This is a genomic window from Phenylobacterium sp. J367 (genome assembly GCF_024699985.1).
In the GTDB taxonomy this organism is placed as follows: domain Bacteria; phylum Pseudomonadota; class Alphaproteobacteria; order Caulobacterales; family Caulobacteraceae; genus Phenylobacterium.
Genome location: NZ_JAJONA010000001.1, coordinates 48,046 through 63,480, shown reverse-complemented (window position 1 = coordinate 63,480; position 15,435 = coordinate 48,046). Strand labels below are relative to the sequence as shown.

Below are 15,435 nucleotides of genomic sequence, written 5' to 3'. Positions count from 1 at the left end.
CCCAATGGCCGAAAAGACCGAAGTTTACGACGCCATCGAAGCCCTCGCCGTCCACTGCCGCCCGCCGCTGATGAGCGTGGAGCAGCGGACGCTCTGGCTGCGGGACTGGGCGAACGACCTGGCCGAGTTCCCGCTGGATTCGATCAACACGGCCTGCCGGAAGTGGCGGCACTCGGGGACGGCGAAGTTTCCGACCGCCGGCCAGCTCCTGCCGCTGATCCGCGAAAGCCTGCCGGTGCAGGGCGAGCGGGTTCAGATCTGGCGCCCGGCGACGGCGAGCGAGTACGCCGCCATGAGCCTCCGCGAGAAGATCCGGGAGCACACGATCCTCGCCCACGAGGCGGGGTCCAAGGCCGGGCCGATGTTCCGCAACACCTCGCAAGGCAAGCGGATGATGGGCGTTCACTTGGATGCCGAGGAGATGCCCGACAACTGGCGCATCTGGAAGGCCGAGGAGAAGCGCCACCTGGAGGAGGCCTCACGCCTCCGGTCGAAGCTGTTCGAGGCGCAGCGCGCGCCCATGGCGGCCGAGTGATGCTGCGGGTCGCTGATCTCTACTGCTGTTCGGGCGGAGCGACGCGGGGCATCCAGCGCGCCGCGTCCCGGGCCGGTGTCCGCATCCACGTCACCGGCTTCGATATCAAGCCGCAGCGCCGCTATTGCGGCGACGCCTTCGAGCAGCGGGACGTGCTGGCGATCACCGCTGAAGAGCTGCGCGAGCGGTTCGACTTCGTCCATGCCTCGCCGAAGTGTCAGAAGTTCACGAAGCTGAAGCACGCGCCGGGCGCCAAGGGTGACGAGCACCCGAACCAGATCCCCGATACGCTGGCTATCCTGAAGGCCAGCGGCTGCGACTGGACCCTGGAGAACGTCGAAGACGCCGCCCCGTGGATGCCCGGCGCGATCACGCTTTGCGGCACGATGTTTGGCCTGGGGGCGCAGGGCTGCGAACTCCACCGCCACCGCCTCTTCATGGCGAGCTTTCCGATCAGCGCCCCCTGCCAGTGCGCTCACTCCGGCGGCCCCGTCATCGGAGTCTATGGCGGCCACGGCCGGAAGCGCTCGGCCAAGTTCGGAGGCCGGGGCACTCGCGACGTCTGGGAGGGCGGACACCGCGCCGCGTGCTCAGAAGCCATGGGTATGGATTGGGCGACGCTCAACGAACTGAGTGAAGCGATCCCGCCGGCCTACATGGAGCACCTGTGGCTGCAATACCTGGCCTACCGGGTGGGCGAGCTCGCCGCATGACCCGCCACGCCCCCGACGCCCTCGGATCGGCCGCGAAGGCTGTTGCTGTGATCGCTGGGAAGCTCTCGTTCCACGGCCACGGGGCTGCGTCTGGTGATCTCTCCCGGGAAGACCGGGCCTACAACATCGAACGCGCCTCCTCCTGCTTCCGGGCTCTGTGTGAAGCCTGGAAGGCTGTTGAGGAAGCGGCTCCGAACAGAACTCAGGCCGGATACGAACACCATGCCGCGATGGCTGTGCGAGCCGAAGAGCTTCGATCTGGATCTGGTCACGACCTTACAGCAGCTCTGGTTCTTGGAGATCAAAGACCAGATGGAGAAGGAGAGGGGTGAATGATGCCTGATGTTGGGCCGCTGATTAGGGCGCTTTGCGTCCTGTCCGTCATCGGTGTGGTGGCTAGCCTCGGCTGCCTGCTTGCCGGGGTGTTGTGGCTCGCCGAGCACGTGGTGATCCGGTGAGGATGCTCACCTACTTGGCGCTCGGCTTCGCCATGCCCCAGACGGCGCTTGCCGGGGAGTGGCCAGCCTTTGTCGCCGTGCTCGTAGCATCGCTGGCATTGCTGGCGGAAGCCAGCTCTGCAGCGCGTTCAGAATAGCAGAAACACTAGACAAAACAACCCACTTAGCGCATTATCGAGGAACAGATGGACGACGCAGCCGAACAGCCGAAATGGTACGCCGTCCGAACGGCGACCCGGCAGGAGCAGAAGACCGTTGCCAGCCTCCGCGAACTCTATCGCGAGCGCGGCTGGGGATCGGGCGACTTCGACGTGTATCTCCCCTGCGAACGCCGCTGGGGGCCTTACAAGCGGGACGGCAAGACCCGCGAGGTGAAGGAGCGCCCGCTGCTGGTCGGCTACCTCTTCACCCGCGTAGAGCCCCGCGAGCTGTGGCGCGTCGAGGACGTGTTCGGCGTGTACAAAGTTCTGGATCACGCCCGCGAGGACGGCCGGCGAATCCCGACGCCGATCCCCGACGCCTTCGTGGACAAGCTCCGCACCGCAGAGGACGCAGGCAAGTTCGACCGCACGCTCAGCCGGACCCGAGCCAAGGGCGCAGAGCGAAGCACCTGGCAGAAGCTGGAAGACTTCAAGGCCATGAGCGAGGAAGAGAAGCTTCGGGCCTTGGGCGCGTTCCTCGGGGTGAAGGTCGAGCCCGAGCCGGACGAAGAGCCCGACTACAGCGGCGCCATGGACGAGAAGAGGGCGGCATGAGCTACGTTCCCAAGCCCGGCACCGGCACGCTGTTCAAGAACGATCGCAAGGAGAAGGATCACCAGCCCGACTATAAGGGCACGCTGACCCTGCCCGACGGCTCCACCATGCAGCTCGGCGGCTGGATACAGTCCAACGCGAAGGGCAAGTACCTGTCGCTCCGGGTGAGCGCCTTCCTGCCGCCGAAGGGCGACGCCGAATAGCACATCTAGCGGACTCACGCACACGTGACCGCTATTAGTTGTTGCAAAGCTCGCGCGCCCGCGTTATAAGCGCAGTTGGCCACTGTCCGCGTTCCGTGCCGTGCCGGCCGGGCAACCCAGGCGCTGAGTTCGACTCGCGCCACGTTGGGAAGGCCATGCCCACTTCGCCGCTTGCCTGCGGCAACCCAACGCCCGCCCAGACACACCCGCCAACATTGTCTGTACGCAAGAGGTCTGCGAGCGGGCTCCTTATTCGCAAACCCGCATAACCAAGCGGTATGCGCTCTACCGCATAAGCGGCTCACCCTCACGCGAGGTCACGATGACCGGGAGGCGGAAGCCCTACACCGCGCGCGGCATCCATCGGGTGCCCTGTTCTCGTTGTGGCTCGCCGTCCCTCCACCAGTGGCAGGTCTGCGCCAACGGAAACCGCTGGCTCGGCGTGTGCCTGGACTGCGACATCGCTCTCAACCGGCTCTCCTTGGAGTTCATGGCCGTCCCCAACGCCGATGGCTTGATGGCGGCGTACGAGGCCCGGGCGCGGGGGAGGGCCTGAGGCCGTGTCGGAGCAAGTCCTTCACGGCCTGATCCAGCAAGCCCTCAAGGCCCACGAACAGTCCCGCGCCTGGGTGGTGGTCGGAGACGACGGCGCCATCTGGAAGCACATGGGCGGCGGGTCCTACATCAAGGTCGGCTGGATCAAGGACGAAGAACTCGCCAACGCCCTGCGCTTCAGCCAGGTGCCGCAAGAGCAGATCTAACCAACCGACGCCGCAACAGAAACCGAGCGGCAGAGGAGGGGATATGGCCCAGGTCGGGCGCCCAACGAAGTACGACCCCTCCTACTGCGAGGGCGTGAAAGAGTTCATGGGGCAGGGCTACAGCCTCACCGCCTATGCCGGCGAGATCGGCGTGGCGCGCTCTTCCATCAACGAGTGGATGGCTGCGCACCCCGACTTTTCGGAAGCGGTAAAAGTCGGCCAGGCCAAACGCACGGCGATCCTGGAGCGCGGGCTTCTGGACGGCGACAGCGGGCCCAAGGTGACGGCGCGCATCTTCGCGCTGAAGAACGCCGCGCCCGAGGAGTGGAAAGACAAGATCGCGCACGTTGGCGGCGACGACGCCGATGCGCCGATCAAGTCGGAACTGACGGTCAAGTTTGTCTGAGGTGAAGATCCCGGGCGCGTTCCGGGAGCTGTTCGACCCGCAGCACCGGGACTACGCCTACTACGGCGGCCGGGGCGGGGCGAAGTCGCACAGCATCGCTGGGGCGCTCGTGATCCAGGCCGCGGCAAGCCCGCTGCGGATCGTCTGCGCCCGCGAGATCCAGGAGAGCCTGCGGGACTCGGTCAAGCAGCTCATCGAGGACAAGATTGCCGACTATGGGCTCGAGGATCACTTCGAGAGCCTGAGGGACGAGACCCGCGCCAAGAACGGCGGCCGGTTCGTCTACAAGGGCATGTGGCGAAACCCCGACGCGCTGAAGTCGCTCGAGGGCGCCGATGTGTTCTGGGGCGAAGAGGCGAACCGCTTCTCCGGCCGCTCCATCCGCCTGATCCGCCCGACGATGCGGAAGCCCGGATCGCGGATGATCTGGTCGTGGAACCCGGAGTTCGACCACGACCCGGTTGACATGCTGTTCCGGGGTCCAGCGGGGCCACCGCCCAACAGCATCGTGCGCGAGGTGTCCTGGAAGGACAATCCGTGGTTCGCCGATACGCCGTTGCTGGCGGAGATGGAGAACGATTACCGCGTTGACCCGGCGATGGCCGCCCATGTGTGGGGTGGCGAGTACGTCTCCGCGGTCGATGGCGCCTACTACGCCGCCCAGCTTGCCGCGGTGCGGAGCGAGGGCCGGATAACGGCGCTGGCCCGCGATCCGCTGATGCGGGTTCGGGCATTCTGGGATCTGGGCTGGCGCGACGCGACGGCCATCTGGGTTGCGCAGTTCGTCGGGCGTGAAATCCGCGTGCTCGACTACATCGAGGGCCGCGGGCAGGAGCTGGGTTACTACGTCAGCGCGCTCCGGGCCGGCGGATGGGACCAGGCCCTGATGGAGCTTCCCCACGACGGCCAGAACGTGACGGTCACGTCGTCGGGTTCGGCGCAGCAGCAACTGCGAGCGGCGGGCTTTGAGGTCAACGTCACGCCCAACCAGGGCAAGGGCGCGGCGCTCGAGCGTGTGGCTGCGGCGCGGCGTCTGTTCCCGCGCATCTGGTTCAACGACACGCCCACGGTGGCGATCGGCATCAAGGCGCTGGCGGCCTACCACGAGCGGCGTGACGACCGGCGCAAGGCTGGGCTGGGGCCGGAGCACGACTGGGCCTCGGACCCGGCGGACGCCTTCGGGCTGATGTGCATCGCCTACCAAGAGCCGGGCGGCACCTACGACGACGAAGAGGAGTGGCGCGACGATGCAGGACGCAACAGCGCCACGGGGTACTAGACGGTGAGCGAAGCCTTCGACACCGAAGCCGAATTGCCCGAAGAGGAGATGGCCGAGGAGCAGCCGCGCGGCTTCGACCTCGCCGCGGCGATCAACAGCCCGAACCTCGCCTTCGACCTGGATGAGAACACGCTCGCCCGCATCGGCGCCAAGGTCTGCGAAGAGTACCGGATCGACGTCGATAGCCGTAAGCGCGAAGGCTGGGACGAACGATACGAAGAGGCCATGAAGCTCGCCCTCCAGACGAAGGAGGAGAAGAGCTATCCCTGGCCGAAGGCGTCGAACATCAAGTTCCCGCTGATCTCGACGGCGGCGATCCAGTTCAACGCCCGCGCCTACCCGGCGATGATCGACGGCCCGAACATCGTCAAGGGCGCCATCAAGGGCCGCCCGACGCCTGAGAAGCAGGACCGCGCCGACCGCATCGGCAAGCACATGTCCTGGCAACTCTTGGAGGAGATGGACGACTGGGAGGAGGACACCGACCGCCTTCTGATCCAGCTTCCGATTGTGGGCTGTGCGTTCCGCAAGACGTGGTTCGACCCGCTGAAGGGCTACAACTGCTCGCATCTCGTCTCGGCCGGCGACTTCGTGGTCAACTACTGGACCCGCGACCTGGAGACCTGCCCGCGGGCGACGCACGTCCTGCCGCCGATGTACCCGTACGAGGCCGAGGAGAAGATGCGCTCGGGCCTGTGGCTGCGGGTGGATCTGGGCCGGGCTCCGGACGCGGCGAACGACGACGACGCGCCGCACGTGTTCCTGGAACAGCATCGGCTGTGGGACCTGGACGAGGACGGCTATCCCGAGCCGTACATCGTCACGGTGCACAAGGAGACCGAGCGGGTCGTTCGGATCGTCGCGCGCTACGACGAAACAGGCGTCGAGATGAGCGAGGAAGGCGAGATCGTCCGGATCACGCCGACGCGCGCCTTTACGAAGTACGGTTTCATCCCGGCGCCGGATGGCAGCTTCTACGACATCGGGTTCGGGACCCTGCTGGAGCCGCTGTCCGCCACCATCAACTCGACCATCAACCAGCTCATGGACGCGGGCCACCTGGCCAACGTGCAGGGCGGGTTCATCGGCGACGGCGTGTCGATCAAGTCCGGCAACCTGCGCTTCAAGCCGGGCGAATGGAAGCGGGTCACGTCAGCGGGGGCCAACCTCCAGCAGAGCATCGTGCCCTTGCCGGTCAAGGAGCCGTCCGCGGTCCTCTTCCAACTCCTCGGAATGCTGATCGAGGCGGCGAAGGACGTCACGGCGACGCAGGACATTCTGGGCGGGGACGCGGGTCGCGGCACGATGCCGGTGGGCACGGTCTCGGCGCTGATCGAACAGGGCCTGAAGACCTTCACCGCCATCGTGAAGCGCCTGCACCGAGCGCTGAAGAAGGAGTTGGCGATCCTCTACCGGCTGAATGGCCGGTTCCTGCAACCCGAAGCGTACTTCACGTTCCAGGACGTGGAAGGCGTGGTGGCGCAGGCCGACTACCAGGCGCGGGATATGGACGTCGTGCCGGTGTCGGACCCGAACATGGCGACGGACATGCAGCGCATGGCGCAGGCGCAGTTCACCATGCAGTTCATGGGTGCGCCGGGGGCGGATAGCCGGGCCATTGCCCTGAGGGCGCTGGAAGCGGCCCGCGTGCCGGAGCCCGAGGAGCTGTTCCCGGCTCCGCAAGGCCCGCCGCCGCCCGATCCGAAGCTCCTCGTCGAGAAGGCCAAGGCGGACGCCAAGGACCGCGAACTGAGCATCAAGGCGGCGGAGGCCGCGGCGAACATCGCCCAGACCAACGCCCAGACCGAGAAGACCGAACTCGAAACCCTGATGATGGCGCCGCAGTTCAAGGCGGCCATCGACGCCGCTGTGCAGCAGGGCGTGCGTCAGGCCATGGAGATGATGGCGAATGGCGGAGCCCCGGAGGTTCGACCGCAAGACGTTCGAGGCATGGGCCAACCACCCGCTGACCCCGCTCCTCCTCCAGTTCTTCAAGGACCGGCAGGAGGCGGCGGCCCGCCTATGGGCGAAGGGAACCCCGATGTCGGAGGCGGAGCAATGCTCGGCCCGCCTGATGGGGGAACTGGCGTCCCTGGAATGGGCTGACGTCAGAGACTTCTACGAGATCCCGCCCGAGGCGGACGAGACAGAATCTGGCGCGCAGTAGCGCCCGATAGCCCGCAGGAAACCGGGCTCAGCACCAGCACATAGGCAAGCATGGATAACGCCAGCGGGCATGTCCCCGTTGACCAGCGGATTCTGGTCAAGCCGGACCCGGTGGAGGAAGTGTCGAAGGGCGGGATCATCCTCGCCGACACGACCCGCGACCGCTCCAAGTACGCAGCCACCAAGGCCACCCTTGTCGCCGTTGGCTGCAATGCGTTCCGAGATTGGGGCGACCACGCCCGCAAGCCGATGCCCGGGGAGAGGGTGCTGTTCGCGCAGTACACCGGCGCCCGGGAGAAGGGGGCGGACGGCGAGGACTACATCATCATGAACGATGAAGACCTCCTCACCGTGATCGAGGGGGCGTCCGAATGAGCGAAGCCCCGGAGCACATCGAAGGCGAGGAGTCGCAGGTCGTCGGCGCGGAAGCGCAGGGCGGCGAACAGGATCAGGGCCCATCCGTCGAGGACCGCGCCCTTGCGATGGGCTGGACCCCGCAGGGCCAGTTCAAGGGCGACCCGGCCAAGTGGGTCGATGCGGAAACCTTCGTCAAGCGCGGCGAGGAGTTCCTGCCGTTCCTGAAGGCCAACAACGCCCGGCTGGAAAAGGCGCTGGATCGCACCCGTGCGGACCTCGCCAAGCTCGCCGAGCACCACTCGAAGACGGCGGAGCGCGAATACCAGCGCGCCCTGCGGGACATCGAGGCGCGCATTGCGGAGGCGACCGCGGCGGGCGACGCCCAAGGCGTCATGGATGCGGCGGACGAGCTTGCGGACCTCCGCGCCGACGCCAAGGCGGGCGCCAAGCCCGCCGAACAGGGTCCGAACGAGGAGTTCAAAGCCTGGCAGGCCGAGAACGAGTGGTACGGAACCGACAGGGCGCTCTCCGCCGCGTTCGACGCCCTGTGCAAGGACGTTCTGGAGGAGGGTTACACCAAGCCCAAGGCTGGGCTGAAGGAGGCGACGAGCCGTCTGAAGGCCGCCTTCCCCGAGAAGTTCGCCAAGCCCGCCAACCCGAACCGGCAGCAGGCCGCAGCGGTGGAGGGCGGCGGAGCGCCGGCCCGACGCGGCAGCAAGTCCCGCGCCGACCTCCCTGCCGATGCGCGCTCCTTCATGGACCGCATGGTGAAACAGGGCCTCATGACCGAGGCCCAATATCTGAAAGATTTCTTCGGACAATGAGCACGCAGGAAAACCCCGCTCAAACGACCGCCGCCACCCAACCGGAAGGTGGGGCCGTCCCGAAGTCGCAGCGCCGGCGCAGGGCCTCCACGGGAGGCTTCAAGCAGAAACTGGATGCGCCGCAGCGCAAGGGCTACGTCCGCCGCTGGGTGGACAACGACCCCTCCCGCATCATGGCGATGGAGGAACTGGGCTACGCCCTGGCCGCCGAGAAGGCCGGCAGTGATGAGGCCCGCACGGACGGGATGGGCACGCGGATCGCCCGCCACGGAGGAAAGCGTGGCGACGGGCAACCGCAGCAACTCGTCCTGATGGAATGCCGGGCCGAAGACTACGCCCTCGGCGTGAAAGAGAAGGAAGACGCCCTCAAGCCGTTCGAGGAAGCCCTTCGGGCAGGGACGGATACGACCGGGCGCATGACCGACACATACGAGCCGCGCGACCGCAGCTCGATCTCCCACCAAACCGGCTGACGCCCTGACGGGGCGCCGCCGAGAGGATTTTCAACATGGCAAACGCTGATACGCCGTTCGGGCTCAAGCCCGTCCGGCATCGGAACGGTGCGCCCTACAACGGGGCGTTCCGCGTCTATTCGGTGGCCGCCGGCAACGCGACCGCCATCTTCGTCGGCGACCTCGTGACCGGCGCCGGCACCGCCCAGACCATCGACGGGGTCGTGTACTCCGACGTGGTGCAGTCCGCCACCGGCGACATCTTCCAAGGTGTGGTCGTGGGCGTCCTGCCCGTCACCCAGGACTCGCTGAAGTACCGGGCCGCCTCGACCCAGCGCCTGCTGGCCGTCGCCGACGATCCGGACCTTCTGTTCGAGATCCAGGAGGTGTCCGGCGGCACCCCGCTCGCCGCGAACGACATCGGCTTCAACGCCAACGTCGTCGTGGGCTCTGGCAGCACCGTGACCGGCCTGTCCGGCATGGAGCTGAACAACGCCACCGAGGCCACCACCAACACCCTCGACGTCAAGATCGTGGGTCTCGTCAACCGCGCTGACAATGAGGTCGGCGAGCACGCAAAGTGGCTCGTCGCGCTCAACCGTCACCGCTTCGCCAACCAAGTCGCGGGGGTCTGATCCATGAGCACGATCAACACCGGCTCCATCGCGAAGCTTCTCTGGCCCGGGCTGAACGCCGTCTGGGGCAAGGAGTACATGGAGCACCCGCAAGAGTGGCGGGACATCTTCGCTTCCGAGTCGTCCACCAAGGGCCGCGAGGAAGAGGTGCTGATGCCTGGGTTCGGCCTTGCGCCGATCAAGAACGAGGGCGGCGGCGTCTCCTACGACACGACCAGCCAGGGCTACACCTCGACGTACACCCACGTCGAATACGGCCTGGGCTTCATCGTGACCCGCAAGGCGATCGACGACAATCAGTACGAGAAGAAGGCCCTGGGCTCGACCCGCGACCTCGCTTTCTCCTTCCGTCAGACGAAGGAGAACGTGGCTGCGAACATCCTGAACCGCGGCTTCAACTCGTCCTACACCGGCGGCGACGCGAAGGAACTGCTGGCGACGGATCACCCGATCCAGGCCGGCACGTTCCAGAACGAGCTGACCACCCCGGCCGACCTCTCCGAGGCCGCGCTGGAGGACATCTCCGTTCTGATCATGAACGCCGTCAACGACCGCGGCCTGCGCATCTCCCTGATGCCCCGGGCGCTGGTCGTGCCGCCGGCGCTCATCTTCGAAGCCACCCGCATCCTGAAGTCGCAGCTTCAGAACGACACCGCGAACAACGCCGTCAACGCTCTGCGGACGATGGGCATGTTCCCGGAAGGCCCGAAGGTGAACCACTACCTCACGGACACCGACGCGTGGTTCGTGAAGACGAATGCCCCGAACGGCCTGAAGCACTTCGAGCGGATCTCTCCGGAGTTCGCGCAGGATAACGACTTCGACACGTCGAACCTGAAGTACAAGGGCTACGAGCGGTACAGCTTCGGCTGGACCGACCCTCGCGGCATCTACGGCTCGGCCGGCGCCTGATCCGGCATCGACTAGGGGCGGGCCTTCGGGCTCGCCCCACCTCCTTTTCCAGCCCGTCAGACGCCTAAGGCGACGCCTAGAGAGACGGACGGGCGCACCCTCTAGGGGACACCCCACATGGCCACCACGAAATTCCGCGGGTACGTGCAATCGACCCTCGGCTTCATCGGCAACATCGTCGGCGACGTGACCGGCGCCCCTGGCCGGCCTTCAGGTCAAGTCCGTTGCGACGGTCGTCGCCGCGGGCTCCAACAGCCAGGCGAACGCCACGGCGCTCACCGCCTTCCACAACATCGTGACGACCGTCTCGGCCACGACCCGCGCCGTGAAGCTGCCTACCGCGGCGACCGGCAAGGTGGTGTCGATCCATAACGACGCGGCGACCGCCGTGAAGGTCTATCCGCAGACCGGCGGCCGGATCAACGCGGCCTCGACCAACGCGGTCGGCACGCAGACCATCGCCCAGAACAAGGGCAACATCTACATCGCGCAGGACGCCACCCGCTGGCGCGTGGTCGCCGGCGCCTGATGCTCGGCATCATCGACTTCGACGTTCGGGTTCCCTATCCGGACGATGTGTTGGCGAAGCGCGTCGTGGAGAACACGGCGCGCGGCCTTCCCGAAGCGAAACCCGAGGCCGACAAGCCCGGCGTCCTGACGATCATCGCCAACGGCCCCAGCGCCGTCGAGGCGATCAACCGCTGTCAGCACCAGACCACTCTCGCGCTCAACGGAGCGCTGAAGCTTGGGACGCCGACCTACTGGGCGGGCTGCGATCCGCAACCGCTCGTGGCGAGCTTCCTGAAGGGCGCTCCGGCGTCCACCACCTACTTCGTCGCCAGCAAGTGCCACAGCGACGTCTTCGCCGCGCTGGAGGGCCGGGACGCCCGCCTCTGGCACATCGGCGACAGCCACCCGGCCGGCGTGCCCACGGCGTGCAGCATCACGCTGACGGCGATGAGCCTCTTCCGGATGATGGGCTGGAGGCGCTTCCGCACCTTCGGCTGGGACGGTTGCTACATGGATGGCCGCGACCACGCCGTCAGCCAGCCCCACAGCGGGCAGGACGTGACCGTCGAGGTCGGCGACCAGGAGTTCCGCACCACCACGACGTGGGCCTGCGAGGCGCAGGACGCGGTGAACCAGCTCAGCTTCGCCGACTACGAGGTGGAGGTCATGGGGGGCGGCATGATCGGCGCAATTCTTGCCATGAAGGGCCTCGCGCATGTCGGATGAACAGCGCATCGGCGACTGGAGAGTAATCTGCCAGCGGAGCGGTTTTAAGGCGTGGGCCTCGGACTGCGTGAAGCAGTGGGACGGGGCCTATGTGCTGCGCCGGTTCGCTGACCAGCGCCACCCGCAGGACTTCGTGCGCGGCATCCCCGACAACCAGCGGGTTCCGTGGGCGAGCCCTGAACCGACCGACACCTTCCTGTCGCCCGGCGACGTGACCCAGAGCGACCTCTGATGGCCACGTCAGGTTCGGTCGATTTCACCCGCACGGTTCGCCAGATCGCCACGGCGGCGTTGATCCTGATCGGCGCGCGTGCACTGGGTGAGGACCCCGACGCCGAGGAGATGGACAAGGCGCTCGAGCAACTGAACCTCATGGTTAAAACCTGGGGTGCGGACCCGGCGCCGAAGCTCTGGCTGAAGACCGAAGCCGCCGTGACGCTGGTGGCTTCGACCGCCTCCTACACGTCGTCTCCCGTGACCCTGATGCGCAAGGTTCTGTCCGCCCGCCGCCGGATCGGCTCGGGGACGTCGCAGAACGACCTGCCGCTGGAGATCTACAGCCGCGACGAGTACGAGGAGCTTCCGAACAAGCTCTCCACCGGCTCGCCGCTGGGCGCCTATTTCGACCCTCAGCGGGCCACGCGCACGCTCTACGTCTGGCCCGTGCCGGACGCGACCATCGCAGCCTCCACCACGCTCCGGGTGACCTATCTCCGGGTGATCGAAGACCTCGACGCGCTGGAGAACGACTTCGACCTCCCGCAGGAATGGCTGGAAGTCCTGCAATACGGCCTGGCCGCCAGGCTGGCCCTTCCGTTCCGAATGCACCTGACCGACCCGACCGGGTACGCGGAGATCAAGGCCCGCGCCGGCGACCTCTACGCGCAACTCTCGTCCTGGGACGAGGAAGAGGCGTCGGTCTTCCTCTCACCCTATCACTAGCAGGAGCCGTCATGGGCAAGAGCACCGGCACGTACAGCGCCAGCAGGGCTGTGGCGGTTACGCAGAGTGATGCGACAATCATCCCGGCAACTCGCGCCCTGTATGTCGGCACGGGAGGCCCTTTGACCGTCACCATGGCAGAGGGCGGCAACGCCACGTTTGCCAACGTACCGTCTGGCGCTGTTCTTCCAATTCAGGTGACTAAGGTGCTCGATACGGGCACCGACGCCACAGACATCGTGGCGCTGTACTAGGTCGATGGAAATCGGGCTCTCGCTGGGGCTGACGGGGCAGGGACAAGCGCCCGATGCCTGGGTTCTGCGCGACGACCAGGGCGACGCTTTCCTGTGGGACGCGGATTTTGTCGCCGGGCGGTACTACTACAACGGCACGCTCTATCCGACGCTGAGCGGCTGGCTGACGGCCATCGGAGCCACGTTCGGTCGCGCCTCGGCGGCGGGCTACCGCGACAGCACCGGGGCGTGGGCGGTGGCCTCCAGCGGCACGCTCCGCCAGCACCGGACGGCGGCGGCGAAGGGCCTTGGCCTCGTGCTGGAAGCCAACCGCGCGCAGTTCCTTACGAGCCCGACCGCACCGGCCACGCAGACCCAAAGCCTCGCCGCAGCCACCTACGTCTGCTGGCTTGAGGGCGCGGGTTCGGTTGAGCTGTCGGGCGGCCCAACCGGCACCGTGACGGAAGGCAACCCCGTCACCTTCACGCTTGGCGGCACGACGGCGGTCACGTTCACGGTCTCGGGCGACGTAACGCGCTTCCAGTGCGAGCGCGACTATCCCTCGACGTTCATGGCGACCAGCCGGACCGCGGCGGACAGCCTGGTCATCGGCCCGAATGGCTCCTCCAAGCCCTTCACCGGCTGGAGCGACACCGAAGGCACGCTGGTCGCGTGGGCTCGCACCGCGCAGGGCTTCCGCACCTCGGATCAGATGCTGGTCCAGATCGATGACACCAGCAACAACGAGCGGCTGGCGATCTATCGCTCTTCGGCGGGCGCGAACCTCTCGGCAATCGTCGTGGATGGCGGCGTTACCCAGATGAACCCGAGTCTCGTCGGCATCCAGTCCGACGAAGACCAGGGGATCGCACTGGCCTGGAGAGCCAACGACATGGCCGCGTCCTTCAACGGGGCGGCGGAGACCGGCGCGACCAGCGCCACGGTGCCCTCTCCAACCCGGCTGGTGATCGGCAACAAGATCGGCGGCGACCAGTGGTTCGGGACGGTTGCCCGGCTGGCCTACGCGCCCCGGCGCATCCCGGATCTGAGCGAGCGGGCCACCCTGTTTCCCGTGCGCACGCGAGCCATCCACGGGCTGGGCGACAGCTTCGCCTCCTCCGGCTGGCGCTCGGCGCTGGATTCGCTTCTCACCGTCCCGCTCAGCATGGATGGCGTCGGGGGCTCGACCCTCGTTGAACAGGCCGCGCGCTGGGCGCTGACCCCGGCCTTCTGGCGCGACACCCTGATCATGACCGACGACATGTCGGGCATGGATATTTCCACGATCCTCGCGACCTACGCGGAGATCATCGGCCGGCTGAACCACAGCCGCTTCCTGATCATCGAGCCGGGTATCGGGGTGGGCGAAACCACGGGCTCGGCGGGCCGCATCGCCCGCGACGCCAAGTGGAACGCCATCGTGGCGGCCTACCCGAACAACACCGTGCCGGTCCTGGCCTACATGCAGTCGCTGAGCGACGGCGGGGTGGACGATACGCAGTACGTGGCGGATGGGTTGTGGCCGCTGTCTTGCCTGACTTCCGCCGCCGATTACCATCCGAACACCAAGGGCAACACCGGCTACGCGCAGGTCACGTACGATGCTCTGGTCGCGCAGGGCTGGGCGTAGCCGTTGTCCCGGCGCCTAAACAGTAATACGGTTCCGGAATGCAGTGGATCGAATTGCGGGCCTGCCCAGCCTGCCAGGAACCAGCGTCCGCTAAGATCGGCAAGCTAAGGGCAAAATACTATAGCTTTGGGGGCAGTCGCCGTCCGATGCCGAGGGGCGGCGTTGCTTTACATAGGTGTGTAACGTGTGGGCTTGTCTTCAAGGCCGTCGTTCCAGCACCGCAAGAACTCACCGACGCGACGTCCGATGCCGAGGGGTCGCTGTGGGGCGGCAACTATGACTACGCCGACGAGATCGCCTGCCTTGAGGCGCTTGATCTTGTCGGGGCTGACATCCTCGATGTCGGCGCGGCGGGCGGAGAGTGGCTGGCGGCGCTGCCCGCGGGCGGGCGGCGATCAGCCCTTGATATTGTTCGGTTCAACCGGCTCGACACCGCCGGTGGCGGCGAATTCATCGAGGGCTTCCTCGACAGCTCTGAACTCATGTGGAGCGGAAGGCCTTACGACGTCATAACCGCATTCGATATCTTCGAGCACCTGTACGACCCGTCCGCCGCACTGGGTAACTGCCGATCCATGCTCAAGCCTAGCGGATGGCTCGTCATTGAAACCGGCGACGCCGACGCAATGCGACGACGCCCCGGGGACTGGCCTTATCTGAATCTTTTTGAGCATCACATCGCATGGAACCGTCAGTCGCTCGCCGCAGCAGCGCGAGCGCACGGTTTCGAAATCGTAAGCTTCGAGCAAAAGGCGCACAAGGGGCCAGCCGGTCCGCAATCGCTTTCATGGAGGGCGCGCACTGCGCTCTATCGGCTGCTTCCGGAACTTTATGTGCAGGCAATGAACGCGGCCGGAGCGAGGAGCAACCCACCGGGCGATCCGGCGTCAATTGATCACTTTCGCGCCGTCCTGAGGCGCACCTAGGCGAACGCGCTC

General features: G+C 66.5%; 20 protein-coding genes. All 20 read left to right on the top strand.

Features of this window, described 5'->3' with window-relative positions; all coding sequences use genetic code 11:
• The first annotated feature begins 4 nt into the window (after positions 1–4).
• The 20 genes from LRS04_RS00475 to LRS04_RS00380 all read left to right on the top strand — a co-directional run bounded on the left by LRS04_RS00475 (position 5) and on the right by LRS04_RS00380 (position 15,423).
• Entirely contained in the window at positions 5–535 is a 531-nt protein-coding gene (locus tag LRS04_RS00475) for a hypothetical protein (RefSeq protein ID WP_257814626.1), read from the top strand.
• Positions 535–1,248, top strand: a complete 714-nt coding sequence (locus LRS04_RS00470) for a hypothetical protein (protein ID WP_257814625.1) — start codon at positions 535–537, stop codon at positions 1,246–1,248. The genes LRS04_RS00475 and LRS04_RS00470 overlap by 1 nt, the downstream gene beginning before the upstream one ends.
• Before the next feature lie 643 nt (positions 1,249–1,891).
• A complete protein-coding gene (locus tag LRS04_RS00465; RefSeq protein ID WP_257814685.1) occupies positions 1,892–2,461 on the top strand; it encodes a transcription termination/antitermination protein NusG in 570 nt (189 codons plus the stop codon).
• On the top strand, positions 2,458–2,664 hold the full coding sequence (locus LRS04_RS00460) for a hypothetical protein (RefSeq protein WP_257814684.1): 207 nt from the start codon (positions 2,458–2,460) through the stop codon (positions 2,662–2,664). The genes LRS04_RS00465 and LRS04_RS00460 overlap by 4 nt, the downstream gene beginning before the upstream one ends.
• Before the next feature lie 560 nt (positions 2,665–3,224).
• A complete protein-coding gene (locus LRS04_RS00455) occupies positions 3,225–3,425 on the top strand; it encodes a hypothetical protein (RefSeq protein WP_257814623.1) in 201 nt (66 codons plus the stop codon).
• Positions 3,426–3,468: 43 nt separating this feature from the next.
• Positions 3,469–3,831 carry a DNA-packaging protein gene (locus LRS04_RS00450; RefSeq protein ID WP_257814622.1) on the top strand — a complete coding sequence of 121 codons (363 nt, stop codon included), beginning with the start codon at positions 3,469–3,471 and terminating at the stop codon, positions 3,829–3,831.
• A gap of 1 nt (position 3,832) precedes the next feature.
• Positions 3,833–5,110 carry a PBSX family phage terminase large subunit gene (locus tag LRS04_RS00445; protein ID WP_257818900.1) on the top strand — a complete coding sequence of 426 codons (1,278 nt, stop codon included), beginning with the start codon at positions 3,833–3,835 and terminating at the stop codon, positions 5,108–5,110.
• 3 nt (positions 5,111–5,113) lie between these two features.
• Entirely contained in the window at positions 5,114–7,216 is a 2,103-nt protein-coding gene (locus LRS04_RS00440; RefSeq protein WP_257814683.1) for a hypothetical protein, read from the top strand.
• A gap of 111 nt (positions 7,217–7,327) precedes the next feature.
• On the top strand, positions 7,328–7,651 hold the full coding sequence (locus tag LRS04_RS00435) for a co-chaperone GroES (protein WP_257814682.1): 324 nt from the start codon (positions 7,328–7,330) through the stop codon (positions 7,649–7,651).
• Positions 7,648–8,457, top strand: coding sequence for a hypothetical protein (locus LRS04_RS00430; protein ID WP_257814617.1), 810 nt, complete (start codon positions 7,648–7,650; stop codon positions 8,455–8,457). The genes LRS04_RS00435 and LRS04_RS00430 overlap by 4 nt, the downstream gene beginning before the upstream one ends.
• On the top strand, positions 8,454–8,930 hold the full coding sequence (locus LRS04_RS00425) for a hypothetical protein (protein WP_257814616.1): 477 nt from the start codon (positions 8,454–8,456) through the stop codon (positions 8,928–8,930). Before LRS04_RS00430 ends, LRS04_RS00425 begins: the two co-directional genes overlap by 4 nt.
• A 35-nt stretch (positions 8,931–8,965) precedes the next feature.
• Positions 8,966–9,544, top strand: a complete 579-nt coding sequence (locus LRS04_RS00420; protein WP_257814615.1) for a hypothetical protein — start codon at positions 8,966–8,968, stop codon at positions 9,542–9,544.
• Between the two features lie 3 nt (positions 9,545–9,547).
• Entirely contained in the window at positions 9,548–10,456 is a 909-nt protein-coding gene (locus tag LRS04_RS00415) for a Mu-like prophage major head subunit gpT family protein (protein ID WP_257814681.1), read from the top strand.
• Positions 10,457–10,781: 325 nt separating this feature from the next.
• On the top strand, positions 10,782–10,985 hold the full coding sequence (locus LRS04_RS00410) for a hypothetical protein (RefSeq protein WP_257814680.1): 204 nt from the start codon (positions 10,782–10,784) through the stop codon (positions 10,983–10,985).
• Complete coding sequence (locus tag LRS04_RS00405; protein WP_257814679.1) at positions 10,985–11,692, top strand: hypothetical protein; 708 nt, start codon at positions 10,985–10,987, stop codon at positions 11,690–11,692. Before LRS04_RS00410 ends, LRS04_RS00405 begins: the two co-directional genes overlap by 1 nt.
• A gap of 67 nt (positions 11,693–11,759) precedes the next feature.
• Positions 11,760–11,924, top strand: coding sequence for a hypothetical protein (locus LRS04_RS00400; protein WP_257814610.1), 165 nt, complete (start codon positions 11,760–11,762; stop codon positions 11,922–11,924).
• Positions 11,924–12,634, top strand: a complete 711-nt coding sequence (locus LRS04_RS00395) for a hypothetical protein (RefSeq protein ID WP_257814609.1) — start codon at positions 11,924–11,926, stop codon at positions 12,632–12,634. The genes LRS04_RS00400 and LRS04_RS00395 overlap by 1 nt, the downstream gene beginning before the upstream one ends.
• 11 nt (positions 12,635–12,645) lie before the next feature.
• The gene (locus LRS04_RS00390; RefSeq protein WP_257814608.1) at positions 12,646–12,888 is read left to right on the top strand and encodes a hypothetical protein; all 243 of its coding nucleotides are present in this window, start codon (positions 12,646–12,648) and stop codon (positions 12,886–12,888) included.
• Positions 12,889–12,892: 4 nt separating this feature from the next.
• The gene (locus LRS04_RS00385; protein WP_257814678.1) at positions 12,893–14,497 is read left to right on the top strand and encodes a hypothetical protein; all 1,605 of its coding nucleotides are present in this window, start codon (positions 12,893–12,895) and stop codon (positions 14,495–14,497) included.
• Positions 14,498–14,535: 38 nt separating this feature from the next.
• Positions 14,536–15,423, top strand: coding sequence for a class I SAM-dependent methyltransferase (locus LRS04_RS00380; protein ID WP_257814677.1), 888 nt, complete (start codon positions 14,536–14,538; stop codon positions 15,421–15,423).
• Positions 15,424–15,435: the final 12 nt, after the last annotated feature.

What these genes read in the sequence shown, in the direction of transcription:
- LRS04_RS00415 (WP_257814681.1), top strand. Translation starts at nt 9,548, where the DNA reads ATGAGCACGATCAACACCGGCTCCATCGCGAAGCTTCTCTGGCCCGGG.
- LRS04_RS00395 (WP_257814609.1), top strand. Translation starts at nt 11,924, where the DNA reads ATGGCCACGTCAGGTTCGGTCGATTTCACCCGCACGGTTCGCCAGATC.
- LRS04_RS00405 (WP_257814679.1), top strand. Translation starts at nt 10,985, where the DNA reads ATGCTCGGCATCATCGACTTCGACGTTCGGGTTCCCTATCCGGACGAT.
- LRS04_RS00450 (WP_257814622.1), top strand. Translation starts at nt 3,469, where the DNA reads ATGGCCCAGGTCGGGCGCCCAACGAAGTACGACCCCTCCTACTGCGAG.
- LRS04_RS00385 (WP_257814678.1), top strand. Translation starts at nt 12,893, where the DNA reads ATGGAAATCGGGCTCTCGCTGGGGCTGACGGGGCAGGGACAAGCGCCC.
- LRS04_RS00465 (WP_257814685.1), top strand. Translation starts at nt 1,892, where the DNA reads ATGGACGACGCAGCCGAACAGCCGAAATGGTACGCCGTCCGAACGGCG.
- LRS04_RS00435 (WP_257814682.1), top strand. Translation starts at nt 7,328, where the DNA reads ATGGATAACGCCAGCGGGCATGTCCCCGTTGACCAGCGGATTCTGGTC.
- LRS04_RS00470 (WP_257814625.1), top strand. Translation starts at nt 535, where the DNA reads ATGCTGCGGGTCGCTGATCTCTACTGCTGTTCGGGCGGAGCGACGCGG.
- LRS04_RS00390 (WP_257814608.1), top strand. Translation starts at nt 12,646, where the DNA reads ATGGGCAAGAGCACCGGCACGTACAGCGCCAGCAGGGCTGTGGCGGTT.
- LRS04_RS00475 (WP_257814626.1), top strand. Translation starts at nt 5, where the DNA reads ATGGCCGAAAAGACCGAAGTTTACGACGCCATCGAAGCCCTCGCCGTC.
- LRS04_RS00430 (WP_257814617.1), top strand. Translation starts at nt 7,648, where the DNA reads ATGAGCGAAGCCCCGGAGCACATCGAAGGCGAGGAGTCGCAGGTCGTC.
- LRS04_RS00460 (WP_257814684.1), top strand. Translation starts at nt 2,458, where the DNA reads ATGAGCTACGTTCCCAAGCCCGGCACCGGCACGCTGTTCAAGAACGAT.
- LRS04_RS00425 (WP_257814616.1), top strand. Translation starts at nt 8,454, where the DNA reads ATGAGCACGCAGGAAAACCCCGCTCAAACGACCGCCGCCACCCAACCG.
- LRS04_RS00420 (WP_257814615.1), top strand. Translation starts at nt 8,966, where the DNA reads ATGGCAAACGCTGATACGCCGTTCGGGCTCAAGCCCGTCCGGCATCGG.
- LRS04_RS00380 (WP_257814677.1), top strand. Translation starts at nt 14,536, where the DNA reads ATGCAGTGGATCGAATTGCGGGCCTGCCCAGCCTGCCAGGAACCAGCG.